The 15,962-nt window shown below is 64.4% G+C and carries 12 protein-coding genes; 5 read left to right on the plus strand and 7 right to left on the minus strand.

All coding sequences use genetic code 11. The features are described 5' to 3' along the window. Positions 1-149 precede the first annotated feature (149 nt). Entirely contained in the window at positions 150-1,628 is a 1,479-nt protein-coding gene (locus tag ACZ1I2_RS17865; protein WP_465176337.1) for an FAD-dependent oxidoreductase, read from the plus strand. 152 nt (positions 1,629-1,780) lie between these two features. On the opposite strand, the gene ACZ1I2_RS17870 is transcribed toward ACZ1I2_RS17865, so the two are convergent. Both ACZ1I2_RS17870 and ACZ1I2_RS17875 read right to left on the minus strand, forming a co-directional pair. Further along, a complete protein-coding gene (locus ACZ1I2_RS17870) occupies positions 1,781-1,993 on the minus strand; it encodes a tautomerase family protein (protein ID WP_465176336.1) in 213 nt (70 codons plus the stop codon). A gap of 23 nt (positions 1,994-2,016) precedes the next feature. Beyond that, the gene (locus tag ACZ1I2_RS17875) at positions 2,017-2,754 is read right to left on the minus strand and encodes an SDR family oxidoreductase (RefSeq protein WP_465176335.1); all 738 of its coding nucleotides are present in this window, start codon (positions 2,752-2,754) and stop codon (positions 2,017-2,019) included. Positions 2,755-2,848: 94 nt separating this feature from the next. Here ACZ1I2_RS17875 and ACZ1I2_RS17880 point away from each other — a divergent pair, with 94 nt between their 5' ends. After that, on the plus strand, positions 2,849-3,769 hold the full coding sequence (locus ACZ1I2_RS17880) for a LysR substrate-binding domain-containing protein (protein WP_465176334.1): 921 nt from the start codon (positions 2,849-2,851) through the stop codon (positions 3,767-3,769). Between the two features lie 227 nt (positions 3,770-3,996). On the opposite strand, the gene ACZ1I2_RS17885 is transcribed toward ACZ1I2_RS17880, so the two are convergent. From ACZ1I2_RS17885 to ACZ1I2_RS17905, 5 genes are all read right to left on the minus strand, one after another. Then, a complete protein-coding gene (locus ACZ1I2_RS17885) occupies positions 3,997-5,385 on the minus strand; it encodes a ComEC/Rec2 family competence protein (protein ID WP_465176333.1) in 1,389 nt (462 codons plus the stop codon). Positions 5,386-5,448: 63 nt separating this feature from the next. After that, a complete protein-coding gene (gene treA / locus ACZ1I2_RS17890) occupies positions 5,449-6,951 on the minus strand; it encodes an alpha,alpha-trehalase TreA (RefSeq protein WP_465176332.1) in 1,503 nt (500 codons plus the stop codon). Continuing rightward, complete coding sequence (locus ACZ1I2_RS17895; RefSeq protein WP_465176331.1) at positions 6,948-8,177, minus strand: MFS transporter; 1,230 nt, start codon at positions 8,175-8,177, stop codon at positions 6,948-6,950. The genes treA and ACZ1I2_RS17895 overlap by 4 nt, the downstream gene beginning before the upstream one ends. Then, a complete protein-coding gene (locus ACZ1I2_RS17900; RefSeq protein ID WP_465176330.1) occupies positions 8,174-9,211 on the minus strand; it encodes an alpha/beta hydrolase in 1,038 nt (345 codons plus the stop codon). The genes ACZ1I2_RS17895 and ACZ1I2_RS17900 overlap by 4 nt, the downstream gene beginning before the upstream one ends. 93 nt (positions 9,212-9,304) lie before the next feature. Beyond that, positions 9,305-10,321 carry a LacI family DNA-binding transcriptional regulator gene (locus ACZ1I2_RS17905; RefSeq protein WP_465177115.1) on the minus strand — a complete coding sequence of 339 codons (1,017 nt, stop codon included), beginning with the start codon at positions 10,319-10,321 and terminating at the stop codon, positions 9,305-9,307. Between the two features lie 165 nt (positions 10,322-10,486). Between ACZ1I2_RS17905 and ACZ1I2_RS17910 the strand changes: the two genes are divergently transcribed. The 3 genes from ACZ1I2_RS17910 to ACZ1I2_RS17920 all read left to right on the plus strand — a co-directional run bounded on the left by ACZ1I2_RS17910 (position 10,487) and on the right by ACZ1I2_RS17920 (position 15,531). Next, complete coding sequence (locus ACZ1I2_RS17910) at positions 10,487-12,925, plus strand: TonB-dependent receptor (protein WP_465176329.1); 2,439 nt, start codon at positions 10,487-10,489, stop codon at positions 12,923-12,925. A 75-nt stretch (positions 12,926-13,000) separates the two neighbouring features. Then, a complete protein-coding gene (locus tag ACZ1I2_RS17915; protein ID WP_465176328.1) occupies positions 13,001-14,416 on the plus strand; it encodes a sulfatase family protein in 1,416 nt (471 codons plus the stop codon). Between the two features lie 140 nt (positions 14,417-14,556). After that, positions 14,557-15,531, plus strand: coding sequence for an alpha/beta hydrolase (locus ACZ1I2_RS17920; protein ID WP_465176327.1), 975 nt, complete (start codon positions 14,557-14,559; stop codon positions 15,529-15,531). Positions 15,532-15,962: the final 431 nt, after the last annotated feature.

A 15,962-nucleotide genomic window follows, 5' to 3' on the forward strand; every position in this document is an offset into this window, starting at 1 on the left:
AGATTCTCTCCGTCATCAATCGCATGTCATTGCTTCTCAAATTGAGAAAATCGCCAATAACTGCTCAAAAGTCTCAAAACTGGAACATTTTGCAATATTGACTCCGAAAGATCGGCAATATTATCTGAAGAAAACTTGAGGAGCGATCCATGATCAGAAACGGCAAGGATATCGCCGACGGTACCGTCGTCTCGACCGAGGTGTGCATCGTCGGATCCGGCCCCGCCGGAATCACGGCGGCGTGGCACCTGCAACAGGCCGGGGTGAAGGTCACCCTGATCGAGGGAAGCCGCGATTATCGGACCGCCGACATGAAGGCGAGCTGGCCGGATAAGACCCTGCTCTACCAGGGGCTGGCCGACGGCCTGTTCGCGACCAACGAACCCGAATTCCTGATCCAGCCCTATTTCGGGCAGACCAACAGCGCCTGGGAGCGCGAGCGTATCTATGGCGGTACGTCGGCGCATTGGGGCGGCCAGTCCCGCCCGCTCGATCCGATCGACTTCGAGAAGCGTCCCGGTTTCCCCGGCTGGCCGATCAGCCGCGCTGACCTCGATCCTTATTATGCGGAGGCAGCGGCCTTCTGCAAACTGCACAGCGCCGATTTCACGGCCCATTATTGGGCGAAGGTCCTGGGGGCCGATGTTCCCCAGCTCGCCGGTTTCGATACCGACATGTACCAGTTCATCGGCGCGAATTACCTGAATTTCGCGACGAGGACGTTCGACGGAATCACCATCGGGGAAAGCCCGGTCGACGTAATCCTCAACGCGAGCCTGCTCGACATCGATCACGCGCAAGGCAGCGTCAGCGCGCTGAGCGTGGCCAGCATGGACGATCAGGTACCGCCGCAAAAGGCGACTCAGTTCACCATCAAGGCCGATGTCTTCGTGCTGGCCTGCGGCGCGGTCGACAATGCCCGCCGGCTGCTGCTCTCCAATGCAGGCAATGAGCATGATCAGGTCGGCCGTTATTTCCTGTGCCACCCGCTGTCGGCCAGCAACGTTATCACCATCACCAAGCCCTATCTGACTGAAGCCCAGACGAGGCTGATGAACGGCGATACGCTTTCCGGCGCCCGCCCGGTCCGGTGGCAGGACGAGAATGGCGTGACGGTCAATGGGCGATTTTCGCCAAGCGCGGACGAGCAGCGCGCACGGGGAATCGGCAGTTGCTGGTTCTGGGCCGGCAGCAGTCGTTATTATTTCGAAATGGCGCCGAACCCGGACAGCCGGGTCACGCTGGCCGATACCGTCGACCCGGTCTTCGGCCAGCAGCAGACTCATATCACCTGGCTGCTCAGCGACACGGACGAGGCGACCTACACCCAGTCGACCCAGATGTTCAAAGCCGCGGTCAACAGCCTGAACGGCGACGTCTATTTCCCGTCATGGCAAAGCGTGAAGAACCAGTTGATCGTCAACGGGCACCATATCGGCACGACACGCATGTCGTCCGACCCGACCCAGGGTGTGGTCGATGCCAATCTCAAGGTGCATTCGCTCGACAATCTGTATGTCGCCGGGTCGTCGGTGTTCGCATCGTCCGGAATCTCCAATCCCACCTTCTCGATCATCACCTTTTCGATCCGCCTGGCCGAGCATTTGTCCGGCGTGTTGGGCAAATAGGGACGCGACGTCGCGATCGTCAGCCTGTTCCGCCCGCCGTCCTGCACGGTATGGCGGTTCAGGCAAAAGCGGGTTCAGCCGGGAGACTCCGGAGGCTGTGGTGGAACAGGCGCTCTCCGCCCGGCCTGCTCCTCGCACCGCCCGGACCGTCATCAGTCCCTTGCGCGATAGGCCTCCGGGATGACGAAGACCTGGTCGGCACGGGCATAGCCGCCGTCCCTGACCTCCTCGATCAGCACCATGGTGTGCGGCCGTGCTGCCTCCGAGAAATATTCGACGAGCATGGCAGTGGTGCGGTGGACGATCTCTTCCTTCTGCGCGCGGCTGAGCGCGGCTTCGGGTATCTTGAAATTGGCGAAGGGCATGGAATTTCTCCTGGTGATTATTCTCAGATCACGCCGCCATTGGCGCGGAGGATCTGGCCGTTGACCCAGCCGCCATCGGGGCCGGCAAGGAAAGCGACGACATTAGCGATGTCCTCGGGGGTGCCGAGCCGGCCGAACGGGTTCGCCCGCGCGATGGTCGCGACCAGCTCGTCCGACTTGCCGGTCAGGAAAAGGTCAGTCGCCACCGGGCCGGGCGCGACGGCGTTCACCGATATCCCGCGCGGCCCCAGTTCCTTGGCGAGGATATGAGTCATCGCCTCGACCGCTGCCTTGGTCGCGGCATAGACGCCGTAGCCGGGCTGATAGAGACCGACCACGCTCGATGAGAAACTGATGATGCGCCCGCCATCGCGAAGGCGGCGGGCAGCTTCACGCATGCCGCGAAAGACGCCGGCGAGATTGGTCGCCACATGCCGGTCAAACACATCGTCCCCGGTATCCGCGATCGGCAGCACATCCATCGTGCCGGCATTGTTCACCAGGATATCGACGCCGCCGAATGCCTCGGTGGCGGCGTCGAACAAGGCGCGCGCTGCGGTGGGGTAGGAAATGTCGGCTCTGACGGGGATTGCACGCCCGCCCGCCCGCTCGATATCGCTGACGACCCCATCGGCGGCTGCGGCGTTGCTTGCATAGTTCACGACGACAGCGACGCCGTCAGCCGCCAGGCGCTTTGCGATAGCCGCGCCGATGCCTTTGGAGGCGCCGGTCACGATGGCGATCTTGTCCGATGGGGGCATGGAATTCTCCTTCGGGCGAGAGATAGCGCTCGACATCCCGTCGGATAATCCAGCAAATTGCGGAAACACTATCCGCTGAGGACGTACAAAGATCATGGACCATCTCGACAGCCTCCGCCTGTTCATGCGCGTGGTCGAACGCGGCAGCTTCAGCGGCGCCGCAGCCGATCTCGGCGTCAAGCGCTCGACCGCGACCGATATGATCCGGCGCCTGGAGACCCGGCTGAACGCGCGGCTGCTCGACCGCACCACCCGACACGTCGCGCCGACGCATGACGGGCAGGAATTCTATCAGCGCTGCGTCACCATCATCGCCGATATCGAGGATGCCGAGGCCGTGCTGCGTGACGCGGAGCCGCATGGCCGGTTGAGGATCGAGGCACCCGCCCTGCTGACGCGCACCTTCCTGTTGCCCGGGCTCCCCGCCTTCCTGGATCGCCATCCGCGGATCGACCTGCAATTCGGCCAGACGGACCGGCTGGTCGACCTTATCCGCGAGGGTGTGGACTGTGCGATCCGCGTGGGAGACCTGGCCGATAGCGGGCTGGTGCGGCGTCGGCTCGGCGCGCTCGAGGAGGTGACGGTCGCCAGCCCCGGCTATCTCGCCCGACACGGCACGCCGCGCACGCTGGAAGATCTGGACGGCCACCAGATGGTCGGCTTCGTCTCGTCGCGAACGGGCGAGGTGATGCCGCTCGAATTCACCAGCGAAGGGCGGGTAAGAACGGTCCTGCTGCCCACTCGCGTGGCGGCCAACCATTCCGACACGACGGCCGACCTCGCGCGCCTGGGGTTCGGCCTGATCCAGGCGCCCCGTTACCGCTTCGCCCGCGAACTGGTGTCGGGAGCATTGATCGAAGTCCTGCCCTACCATCCGCCGACGCCGACGGCCGTGTCGGCGCTCTTCGCGCAAAACCGGCAGCTGTCACCGCGCCTCAGGGTATTTCTCGACTGGATAAGCGGAATCTTCCGCAGCGAGGATTTCCCGAATCACGCTCACTCAACGGTATCTTGACGCTCAATGGCTCGATGAACGAACCTAGAGTAGCTTGCATTAAATCAGAGCCACCACCACCCGTTCGTCCTGAGTAGCCATCGAGTAGCCGCGCAGCGGCGTATCGAGAGGGCGTATCGAAGGACAGGTTCCGCGCGACAACCTGTCCTTCGATACGGGCTCTCGATACGCCTTCGGCTACTCGATCCCTACTCAGGACGAACGGATCAGATTTAACAATCGCCGCTCTATTTTGATCGGTACGGCCCAAACCGCGTCGTGATCTCACGACGCCGATCAGTGTCGCTGAGGACATAGACCTCATATTGCTCGCCACCGGGTGCAACCCGGATCACGACATGGCCGCCATAGCTCTTGTAGATGCTGTCCATGACGGGGCCGATCACCAGGCGACTTTCCGCGCTCATCCCGGTGGAGAAGACGTCCCGATCGCCCGGATAGAGGCCCTTCGACGCCATTCTGGTGACCACTTCCTCGCCCGGCTGCGGCGAGAGCCAGTTCTCCTGCACGATAACGCGAGGGGCGAGGTTTCGAAGGATATTCTCGTTCGTCGAATCCCGGTTCCCGTGGTGATCGAGCAACATCACGTCGACCGGTCCGACAACCGCGGAGACCGGTGTTTCGATATCGCGCCACCAGGGCTGGGTATAGTTCGGTACGCCCGGGATATCGCCGCCCGAATAATAGGTGAACCGGCCATAGGAAAATCTCAGCACGTTGCTGAACGGATTCTCGTCGAAATGGCAATCCGAGACTGCGCCCTTGGGTATATAGTGTTGAGTCTCGTCGCGTGCGCCAGTCCAGATAATGCCGTTGGACGCGATATTGCGGATGTGAAAGCTCGGGAATGCCGCCGCCTGCGCAAGCCGGATCTGGTCGAGCGCGCCCGGTTTCAGACCCGTCACCGCCTGGCCGTGGCCCATCCGATACCCGGTGAAGCTGAGGTAGTTCGCCAGCGACCGCTGATCGGAATCCTGAACGCCATCCACGCCCTTGACGCACTGCCGCAGGTCGACCGGATAGTCATAGGCCGGCGCGGCCCGATCGATGAGCGTGCCGATCGGAATCAGGTCGGCGACCTCGGTAATGCCGGCGAGCCGATAGGCGCCGGTCTTCGACATGGGCTTGCCGGGTGTGATCGTACCCAGATGATCCGTATGGAAATGCGTGATGAGTGCATAATCGAGCTTTGCCGCCTGTCCGGCCGGCGCGAACTGACGAATATAATCCGCGATCCAATAAGCAGCGGAATGTTCCCCGTCCGGACGGGGTGGGAAGGCTTTCAATGGGCGTACGCGCTCAACGAACGCCGGATCGGCTTCGCCCGCGTCGATCAGCAATGTCGTCCCGTCCGGGAAGACGAAATAGGTGGCATTGCCTCGCCCGGTGCTGATGTGATGAATGTCGAAATAGCCTTTCGACCACGCCGGAAGCATGTCTACCGCCGCACTGACGGCCGCGGATTTGCTCGACTGAGCGACAGCCGGCAAAGGTGTCAGGCATCCAAGGACAGTCGCCGCCAGCGCAGCGGACGTGCCGCATTCCGCGCCCGGTCGCTTCAGCTGTGCGGCAATGCGACCGAGCGACTTGCGCAGATGGTTTCGCGACTTCCTCATCCGATCATCCTCCCATCATCGTCTTGCTGTTGGCGAAGCGATCAGCAGCCGTCCTGCGCGAGATCAGCGCACGCGCTCGCCGGCATCCGACCGCTCGAGCAATTCCAGCGTGACGCCATTCGTCCATCCAAATCCGATCTCGGTGCCGTATTCGCCGCCGCCGCCGGCGGTGCCGCGCTCGACATCGTATTTTTCGAGCAACTGACCGGTATCGCGGTAATAGGCGTCGATCAGGCGCAGCCAACGCCCTGCGATGGTCTCGGCTAGCGCATCCAGGCCATAGGCGCGGAGGCCAGTTATCGCGACCCATTGCAGCGGCGCCCAGCCGTTTGGGGCATCCCATTGCTGACCTGTCCGTGTACCCGTCGTCACCAATCCGCCCGCCCGCAGCAACCGCCCGAGGGCATCGGCAATCGACGCCGCCCTCGCGGAAGGAGCGACACCGGTGAAGAGCGCGAACCCCAAGGCGGCGGTCAACATGTCATTGCAGGCGCCGAGGTCGAGGTCATAGTCGGCGTAGAAGCCGGTCCGGTCGTTCCAAAGGTACCGGTCGAATGCACCGGCCCGGTCGACCGCACGCTTTGCGAACGCTCGTGCAGTCGGGGCATCGCCAAGCGCTTCGGCCTCCGCGGCAATGGCGCGCTCGAGCCCGTAGATCAGGGCGTTCAGGTCGACCGGCAGCAATCGCGTCGTGCGGATCGTTGCGAGCGTCGCGCGGTCGCCGAGCCAGCGCGAGCTGAAGTCCCACCCGCTTTCGGCCGCGGCGCGCAGATCGCGCCAGAGCTCTCCGGCATCGCGATCGGGCGTCGCGCGCGCCAGTTCGACATCCTCGCGCCAGGACTCGTCGCGCGGCGCGGCACGATCGTCCCAATAGCGATTGAGCAGCGCGCCATCGGCGAGCCGGACGATGCGACGATGCGCGCCGGGTCCCTCCAGCATATCCTCGCCCGCCATCCAGAAGGAGTGCTCGATCCGCATCCAGCCGAGGCGCTGGCGCCGCCCCTCGTCGCTCCTGTCCTTCGACAAGGCCGCCATCAGGTAGAAGACGGGCGGATGCGAGCGGCTGAGATAATAGCTGCGCGTGCCATTGGGGATGTGGCCGTAGCGGGTGAGCAGATCGCCAAAGATGGCGATCATGTCCTCGACCAGATCCTGGCGGCCCGATCGGGCGAGGCCGAGCATCGTGAAATAGCTGTCCCAATAATAGAGTTCGCGGAATCGCCCCCCCGGCACGACATGACGACGCGGCAGCGGGAGCAGCGATCCGCCTTCGTCCGACCGGTCGGCTTCGCGGGTCAGGCTAGGCCACAGCGCGACGATATGCTCGGCGAGGGGCAGGTCATCGGGAGGCGGCACGCAAGCCTCGATTTCCGGCAGGACGAAATTCGCGCGGACGAATGCGTCGAGCGCCGCATCATCCGGCTGGATTCGCGCCCAGTCCTCCAGGATTGCCTCCGCCGGGCGACGCGGAACCGCGTCGGCGAAGGTCTTGGAGTCGGGGAACAGCCCGCGCTCCTGTACGGCGGCGAACAAGGGTCCCCAGATTTCGGAAGGCGACAGCGTCACGCAGCGACTCCGCTATCCTGTCGGCGGCGGATGATGGGCAGGATCAGCGCGATCAGCCCCAGCGGCACGAGCGTGAAGTAGAAGGCGAGCGTGCCCGGCAGATGCTGGAACACCATACCGGTGATGAACGAGCCGATCGTACCGCCCAACGCGGAGAAGATCACGATCAACCCCATCATCGCGGCGTGCCGGTGGCGAGGAAGCGCACTCAGCGCGACCGAGCAGAGCGTCGGGTAGATCGGCGCCAGGAAAAGGCCCAGCAGCGGAAAGAGATAGGCCGCGAGTGGCGCGTGGAACCAGTCGGTCGCGCCATTCGGGTGCCCGCCATGGGCAAGCGGCAGCGACAGCAGCACGAGCGCCGCAACGCAGGCGAGACATCCCAGCAGCGCAGGCAACCATGCGACACGCCGCAACACCACGCCTGAGGCCAGCCGTCCCACCGCCGAGGCGCCGACGAAGATGCTCGCCAGCTGCACGCTCATCGCCGGCGGCAGGTGCAGCACTTCGTTGTTGAAGGTCGGCAGCCAGGTGCCGACGCTTTGTTCGACAAGCACGTAGAAAAACAGCCCGGCGAGAACCGCCACGCTGGCGGGCAGGACGGCGAGCCGCGCCATTTCGCCCCAATGCGCACTTTCCGCGCCGGCGGGCGCGGCGGCGGCGCGTTCGTCGATCGGCGTCGCGATCCACACCAGCGACATCACCGCAAACGCCGCGCCCAGCGCCCAATAGATGCGCAGCCAGCCATTGCCGGTGTCGTCGAGCGCAATGAACCAGCCGAACAGCCATACGCCTGCAAGGATTCCGACCATGAACACGCCTTCGATGATGCCGGTGATGCTGGCATGGTCGTTGGAATCGCGCGCGAGCAGGCCGATCGTCGCATAGGTCGCGACCTTGGCGATCGCGAAGCTGAAGCCGATCGCCACGAACAGCGCCTGCATCATGAAGAAGCTGCCCGCGAACGAGACCACGAAGCATGTCAGCGCCATCAGCACCATCATGGCGGTCAGCGCGCGGCGGAAGCCGAACAGCGGCACCCGGGTCGCGGCGAGGAAGGAGGCCGCCACCACGGTCAGATCCTTGCACGCCTCCAGCGTGGAGCCCATCGGCTTGGTCGCGTCGAAGTGCCGGATCGATTGCAGGATGACGATGCCCACGCTGTTCATCATCACGCCGAGCAGCGCGTAAGTGAGAGCGAGCGCGACGATGACACGGATGCGGTTCATTTCGGGCTTCCCTGGGCGAGGTGGCGATCGAAGAAGCCGGCGATCAGGCGGAACGCCTCGATGGATTCGGGCATGTCGGGCCACATGAAGAAGGCGTGCGGCAGGCCATCGAAGAGATAGAGCTCGGAGGGCACGCCGGCGGCCGCAAGACGACGATGCGCCAGGGTCAGCGTGCTCGCGGCGAAATCGCGGCCGCCGGCCAGCAGCAGAGTAGGCGGCATGGCGCGGGTCTCTGCGTCGGACAGCAGTGGATAGGCGCGCGCGTCGCTCGACGGAACACCGGCAAGATAGGGGCTGACCGGTGGCACCGTCACTGGCGCCTTGCCGGCAAATGGCCCTGAGAGGACGACGCTGTCGCCCGTATAAGGCGCCCCGGTGCTGCAGAAGGTGCCGATCGCGCCCGGGACGGGAAGCTTCGCCAGATGAAGGGAGGCGGTGGTCTGCGCGACCAGCGCACCGCCGGCCGAGCAGCCATAAAGGCCGATGGCACCAGGTTGGTAGGTCTTCAGAAGCGCGCGATAGACCGACATCATGTCGTCCGAAGCGGCCGGATAGAGATGCTCGGGCGCAAGGCGGTAGTCCACCGTCACCACGCGCACCCGCATCGTCGCCGCGATCGGGATCGCTTCGACCAGCGCGCCGCTGCCCGCGCCCCACAGGAACGCGCCGCCATGCGCATTGACGAGAACGCGGTCGCGATTGGCCGGGCTGATGCCTTCGGCCGGCTCGACCACGTCGACGGCGACGCCGCCGATCGTCTCGTGGCGGACAATCGTCCTGAAGCGCCGCCGCATCTCGGCAAGACGGTCGTCGTTGAAACGCTGGTAGAAAGCGCGCTGCTTCGGGATGTTTCCGGCGATGTCCGCGGGTGCTGTCGCCGCGTCCATGCGCTTGAGGATTGCCAGCGCCTCCGGGCTAAGCTGGTTCGACGGCGGCATGGTAAAGGCCGGCATCGCCACCTGCGCACCGACCATCGATGGTGCCGCGCCGGACGCGGCAACGGCGAGCATCAGTCCCAGCCGGACACCTATCATCGACAACCCCTCCCCAGCCTGCGGAAGCGGATGCTCCTCGCGCCTTTCTTCACGCCTAGGTCGCCATGAAATGCATTTCAAGAAAATAGGTGCTCAGGTCTCGCGGATCACCATCTCCGTCGGGAGCAAGGTCGAACGCGCGCGCGCTCCATCGAGCTGCTGCATCAGTTTCTCCACGAGCAGGGCGCCGGCCACGTCGGTCTTCTGATTGATCGTCGTTAGCGCCGGTGTGAAATGTGCGGCCGGTGGTATGTCATTGTAACCAACTAGAGAAAAATCGCGCGGCGCGGTCAGGCCATGCTCGCGAAAGGCACCAAGGGCCGCCATGGCAGCGGTGTCCGAAAAGGCGAAAACCGCATCGGGGCGCGCGCCGCCGACGAGGTAGGAGGAGACGGTCTGCGCGGTGGCGGTGAACGCCATCGACACGATCGGCAGGAAATCGACCGTAATATTCTCGGCCGCATCCGCCTCCTGGCAAAGTCCCTCATAGCGCAGGCGTAATTCTTCATGACGGATATCACCGAGAAACAGCCAGCGCTTGCGGGCCCGCTCGCAGAAATATTTGCCCGCCAGCCGGCCGCCGCGAATATTGTCGCTCCCTACCGCGCAATAGCCCGAATCCTTACGCACCGCCCCCCATACGACCATCGGCACGCCACGCTGCGCCATGGTCCGCAGCATGGCGTCGCGCGTTCCCTGACCGAGGATGATGAAACCGTCAGCGCCGCGGGCGCGGAAAAAATCCTCGAAGGCGCGTGCATCATCGAGACCGGGCGGCGACAGCAACAACTCCTGGTCGCGGATCGACAGCGCCTCGGAAACGCCCGCAAGTAGCTCGAAGATAAAGGGATCGCCGATCGCGCCGTGCCGGTGCGAGGCGAAATCGAGCATCACCGCGACGGTCCCGGTGCGCGCGTGGCGCAGCTTCTGCGCGTTACGGTTGACGACATACCCCTGCTCTCGCGCGACCTGGAGCACGCGCGCGCGGGTTTCTTCGGTGACGAGCGGGCTGTCGCTGAGGACGCGCGAGACGGTCGGCATCGACACATTGGCGAGTCGTGCAATGTCCTGCATCGTCGGGCGTGCGGCGCGCGCGGCGCGCCCCGGCATTCTCGGCACATCATCACTCATGGGGCAAGACCGTAGGCGAGCGCAGGAGGGTGTGGCAAGCCTGCAACATCTCCTTGCACTGCGCTCTTGAAATGCATTTCATAACGATTTAGCAAGCACCCCTGCCAAGGCAATCATGCCGGTTTATCCGCAAGGGGAGGATTCATGATCCGCACCGCTCTCTATATGCTCAGCGCAGCACCGCTCGCGCTTTCCGCCCAAATCGCTTACGCTCAGTCGGCGCCCGCCGTGCCCGCGGACACGGCAGCGCAGCCGGCGGATGAACCGGAACAGCAGGACATCGTCGTCGTCGGTACCGCCGGCGCCGGGACGCGGCGCCAGGACGCTGCCTTTGCCGTCACCACGCTCAGCAGCGCTGCGATCACGCGCGCCGCGCCGACGAGCACGGCGGACCTGCTGCGCACCGTTCCGGGCGTGATGACCGAGAGCTCGGGTGGCCAGAATGGCGCGAACATCTTCGTCCGCGGCTATCCGGCGGGCGGCGACGCGCAGTTCGTGACGTTCCAGGTGGCGGGCGTGCCGATCTTCCCGCCAGCGACATTGTCGTTCCTCGAAAACTCGCAGCTCATCCGCCTCGACGAAACGGTCGAGCGCGTCGAGGCCGTGCGGGGCGGCACCGGGTCGCTCTTCTCGGCGGGACAGCCGGGTCTGACCGTCAACGTCGTGCCGCGCATCGGCGGCGATACGCTGAAGGGCTTCGCGAAATTCTCCATCACCGATTACGGCGACAAGCGCGGAGACGCCTGGGTCTCGGGACCGCTCGGCGGCGACACCAGCTTCATGGTGGGGGGCTATTATGCGCAGGGCCACGGCATCCGCGATCCGCGCTTCGATGCGGAAAAAGGCGGTCAGATCACCGCCAATATCCATCATGATTTCGATGGCCGCGGCTCGGTCGAGATCTATGGCCGTTATCTCAACGATCACGGCCAGTGGCTGCTGACGATCCCGGTCGTGCAGAACGGGAGCGAGATCAGCCAGTATCCGGGCTTCACCGGCAACAGCAACAGCCTGATCGGCCCGGAGACGAAGGTCGTTACCAACGTGGCGGGCCGCCGCATCGATCTGTCGCAGGGCCGCGGCGCCAAGGTTTTCAACACCGGCATCAATTTCGAATATGAGATCGCCGACGGACTGCGCGTGCGCGAGCGTACCGCCTATCTTGGCGGCAACGCCGACACCAACGGCCTCGTCCCCGTGGCGGCGCCAACGACCGCGGCGGCAATGGCGGCGACGTTGGGCGGCACGGGCTCGACCGTCGGCTCGCTGACCTACGCCAATGGTGGCGGCACAGTCTCGACTGGCGCCAGCACGCAGGTGATGCAGGCCGGTGTGTGGAGCGTTAAGAAGAAGATCTCGTCGTTCGTCACCGATTCCGCGCTCGAATGGAAGAGCGGGGGCAACACGCTGACCGGCGGGTTCTACTATGCCAACTACACGACGCGCGATAACTGGGCGCTTGGCAACAATGTCCTGCTGACGGCCACGCCCAATGCGCGTCTGCTCAGCCTGACGCTCGCCGACGGTCGGGTCGCGTCGAGCGCTACCGGCCTCAGCGGTGGCCAGGGCTTCCTTGTGGACGGCAGCTACACCGGCAACGATTACGCCTTCTACGCAGTGGACGAGTTCCAGATCACGCCGGAACTGCGCGTCGATGGCGGCCTCCGCTGGCAGCGCCACGAGGTGAGCGGCCAGGTCCGTACGCCGGGCGGCACCGTCAATGTCGATGGCAACATCAACACGCTGTACGACAACGCCTCGAACGTGCTGGCGGTGGCGCCGCAGATCATCGACTATAGCGACTCGCAATGGTCCTGGACGGCAGGCGCCAATTACGATTTCTCCCGCAGTCTCGGCGTGTTCGCGCGCTACAGCCGCGGGCACAGCTTCCCACAATTCGACAATCTTCGCGGGTTGACGGCGGCCCAGATCGCCAACCACACCGGGACTGCGGTCACCGCCAAGGTCGACACTTATGAGGGCGGCATCAAATTCTCCAGCCAGATGCTCAACCTGTACCTGACGGTGTTCCACAACAAGTTCGATGGGCTGGCCACGACGGGGATCGTCAACAACGTGCCGACCAGCTCAATCGGTGGCGCCAAGGCCACCGGCGTCGAGCTCGAAGGCATCGTGCGTCCGGTACAATGGTTCAGCGTTTCCGCATCCGGCACCTATCTGGACGGCACCTATCAGGACTTTTTCTCCAACAACGGTCTCAACGACGACACCGGCAACATGGTGCAGCGCCAGCCGCGCTGGGCCTGGCGCGTGACGCCGGCGGTCGACGTGAACGTCGCCGGGCTGAAGCCGTCGCTATATGCGACGGTGCAATATACCGGCGACCGCTTCTCGGATCCCGACAACAAGCAGTTGCTGCCGCATTATTATCAGCTCGATGCCGGCGTGTCGGTCGAGGTGATGAACCGCGTGACCTTGCAGGTGACGGCCAACAACCTCACCAACGAGTTCGGCCTGACCGAGGGCAACCCGCGCGTCATCGGTTCGCAGGGCTCCGGCGTGGTACTGGCGCGTCCGATCCTCGGCCGCTCGTTCCGCTTCAGCGCGGCGGTGAAATTCTGACCTGACCGAGCCCGCTTCCAGCCGCGCGCCGGAAGCGGGCTCAGCTCTCGCTTCCTCCTCGAGACGGAGACGTTGGTGGATCGTCGCAATGTCCTGAAGGCGATCGCAGGCGCCGCCGCGATTTCCGCGGCGCCGCTGCGCGCGACGGTTGCCGCGCCCTCCAGGCGCAACGTGTTGCTGCTGATCTCCGACGACCAGGGGCTGGATGCCGGCTGCTTCGGCGTCGACATCAAGACGCCCCGCATCGACCGGCTCGCGCGCGAAGGGACACGCTTTTCACAGGGCTATGCCACGGTATCGTCCTGCAGCCCCAGCCGGGCGTCGATCTATACCGGCCTCTATACGCATCAGAACGGCATGTACGGTCTGGAGCATGATGTGCATCACCAGTCGTTGTTACCGGGCATCGAGACGCTGCCGGCGATGCTGCGCCGTGCCGGCTATGCCACTGCCCTGGTCGGCAAGAAGCATGTCGGCCCGGATGCCGCCTTCCCCTATGAGGCCGAACTGGTTCCGGAACGCGGCGGCATCCGCGACGTACACGAATTGTCGGTCGCCGCGGCCAGCTTCATCCGGTCGAGCGACGACCGGCCGTTCTTCGTGACCATCGGCTATAGCGATCCGCATCGTGCCGCGGTGGATTACGGCAACGATCGTCCCTGGCCGGATGTGAAGCCGGTCAGATACGATCCGGGCCGGGTTCCAATCCCGTCACACCTGCCCGATCTTTCCGCGGTCCGGCAGGATCTGGCGGCCTATTACGAGTCGGTCAGCCGTCTCGACAGCGGCATCGGCATGCTGCTCGACGATCTTGCCGCGATGGGCCGCGCCGACGATACGCTGGTGATCTTTCTGAGCGACAATGGCCGCCCCTTCCCTGGCGCCAAGACCAACCTCTACGATCCGGGTCTCCATCTGCCGCTGATCATTCGCGCGCCGGGCGCGAACGCTTCGGTCAACGATGCGATGGTGAGCTGGGTCGATATCGCACCGACCATCCTCGCCTGGACCGGTGCGCAAGGGCCCGGCTACGAACTCTCCGGCCAGTCGCTGCTGCCGCTGCTCGGCAAGCCGGGCGATGCGGCGCGCGACGCGGTGTTCGCCAGCCATGATTTTCACGAGATCAATCAATATTATCCCATGCGCGCGATCCGCACGCGCGATCACAGCTATATCCTCAATCTCGCGCACCCGCTCGATTACCCGATCGCGGGCGATGTCGCCGCATCGCCGAGCTGGCGCGCGATCATTGCCGACCCGTCGATCAGGCTGGGTAAGCGTACCCAGGCGTCGTATCTGAAAAGGCCGGCCGAAGAACTGTACGATCTGAAGCGTGATCCGGACGAACTGACGAACGTCGCGAACGATCCTGGCTACGCCTCGGTGCGGGCACAGCTCGCGGAGCGCCTGCGGGCGCGCCGGGCGGCGACCAAGGACCCCTGGCTCGCCGGCCAGACCGACCCGTACAGCCATGTCGGCAAGCCCGAATGAGCGAAGCGCCAGATCGTCGCGACCCCCCTGCTTTCGGGTAGCCTCGGGACGTTCGGACTCAATAGCTGGGCCGCGACCGCTCGCGGCGCTCACGCGCAAGGCGGAGTAAAGCCCGGACACCGACTATGGTCGCGGTAGGAATGAGCGCTGAAATCTGGAGGCTGGGTCGCAATGCGAGCAGCATGCGCTGCTCGGGAGAGTCCACCATGCTCGTCAGTGCCGTCTCCGTCTTTGCCCTGTTGATTGCCGCGCCGTCCACGGCCCCGGCAGAAACGCCGTCCGCGGTGGCCAGCGGCCCGGCGACGGTGTCGCTATGGCCACGCGGCGCGCCAGGCTCCGAGCAACGGTCGAGCGACCCGGAGATCGTCGAGAACACCTATGTGCGAAGCGTCCACAGCCCGTCCCTGACCGTGTTTCCCGCCGACCCGCGTCATGCCAATGGCGCGGCGATCATCGTCGTGCCCGGCGGTGGGCATCGCATGCTGGTCTTCGTCAATGAGGGCGTCGGCCCGGCCAAGGCCCTCAACCGCTACGGCGTCACGACCTTCGTCCTGAAGTACCGCCTCGCGCGTGAGGCGGGATCGACCTATGCGATCGAGCGCGACGCCGCCGCCGACCTGCGCCGGGCGATCCGCTGGGTGCGTACCAACGCCGCTCAGTACGGCGTGGATCCCCGCCGCATCGGGGTGATGGGCTTTTCGGCCGGCGGCGAACTCGTCTCGCTGGTCGCCGACAATCCGGAGCCACTCCAGCCGCCCTCGGCCGATCCACTCGACGCGGTCAGCGCCCGACCCGATTTCCAGGTGCTGGTCTATCCGGGACCCTTGGGCATCCCCGCCCGCGCAGCGGCGGGCGCCCCGCCGGCCTTCATCACCGCCGGCTCACTGGACCAATGCTGCGCCGAGCCTGCCATGACGCTCTTCGGCCAGCTTCGCAAAGCCGGCGTGTCCGCGGAGGTGCATATGTTCGCCGACATGGACCACGGTTTCAACATCGCCGCCCATTCCGAGAGCCTGTCGATCCTGCACTGGCCGGACCGGCTGGCCGATTGGCTGAGCGACGGCGGGTGGCTGCACGAGCGGCCTCTGAAAGACCCAAAACCCTTCAGTCCCTGAATGGAATCATTCCCACTCGATTATTCCGTTCGGCGTAATGCGTTGAAATGCCGAAAGAAAATTAATATCGTGCACATCACCGCCGCGAACAAGACCGACAAAATACTTTGGCTTTGATTTTATTGAATAATTTAGCCGAAAAAAATTTTTGGCCTTCAGCCACATTCGCACGCCGCTTGGCGCCTTAGGAAGTGATCTCAACCTTGATCCGCTGACCGCTGGACGGAGCCTGAAACAGCGGTCCCCATCGAATATTGCATTGCGCAGAAAGATATCGTCACATTCCTCAGGGTGATGGGCGAGCGCGGCCGTATGCGCCCTCGCGATGGCGCGGCACTGGGCATCGCTGCGTGATCTCGGCGATCCGCTTTATGGGTCGAGCGCTATCATGTAGCGACCTGGCTCGACTATGTCCGGCACAACCAGCGGTG

The organism is Sphingomonas sp. BL-S-29 (assembly GCF_055521495.1).

Coding starts and splice junctions, on each gene's coding strand:
- ACZ1I2_RS17865 (WP_465176337.1), top strand. CDS start 150: ATGATCAGAAACGGCAAGGATATCGCCGACGGTACCGTCGTCTCGACC.
- ACZ1I2_RS17870 (WP_465176336.1), bottom strand. CDS start 1,993: ATGCCCTTCGCCAATTTCAAGATACCCGAAGCCGCGCTCAGCCGCGCG.
- ACZ1I2_RS17875 (WP_465176335.1), bottom strand. CDS start 2,754: ATGCCCCCATCGGACAAGATCGCCATCGTGACCGGCGCCTCCAAAGGC.
- ACZ1I2_RS17880 (WP_465176334.1), top strand. CDS start 2,849: ATGGACCATCTCGACAGCCTCCGCCTGTTCATGCGCGTGGTCGAACGC.
- ACZ1I2_RS17885 (WP_465176333.1), bottom strand. CDS start 5,385: ATGAGGAAGTCGCGAAACCATCTGCGCAAGTCGCTCGGTCGCATTGCC.
- ACZ1I2_RS17895 (WP_465176331.1), bottom strand. CDS start 8,177: ATGAACCGCATCCGTGTCATCGTCGCGCTCGCTCTCACTTACGCGCTG.
- ACZ1I2_RS17900 (WP_465176330.1), bottom strand. CDS start 9,211: ATGATAGGTGTCCGGCTGGGACTGATGCTCGCCGTTGCCGCGTCCGGC.
- ACZ1I2_RS17905 (WP_465177115.1), bottom strand. CDS start 10,321: ATGCCGGGGCGCGCCGCGCGCGCCGCACGCCCGACGATGCAGGACATT.
- ACZ1I2_RS17910 (WP_465176329.1), top strand. CDS start 10,487: ATGATCCGCACCGCTCTCTATATGCTCAGCGCAGCACCGCTCGCGCTT.
- ACZ1I2_RS17920 (WP_465176327.1), top strand. CDS start 14,557: ATGAGCGCTGAAATCTGGAGGCTGGGTCGCAATGCGAGCAGCATGCGC.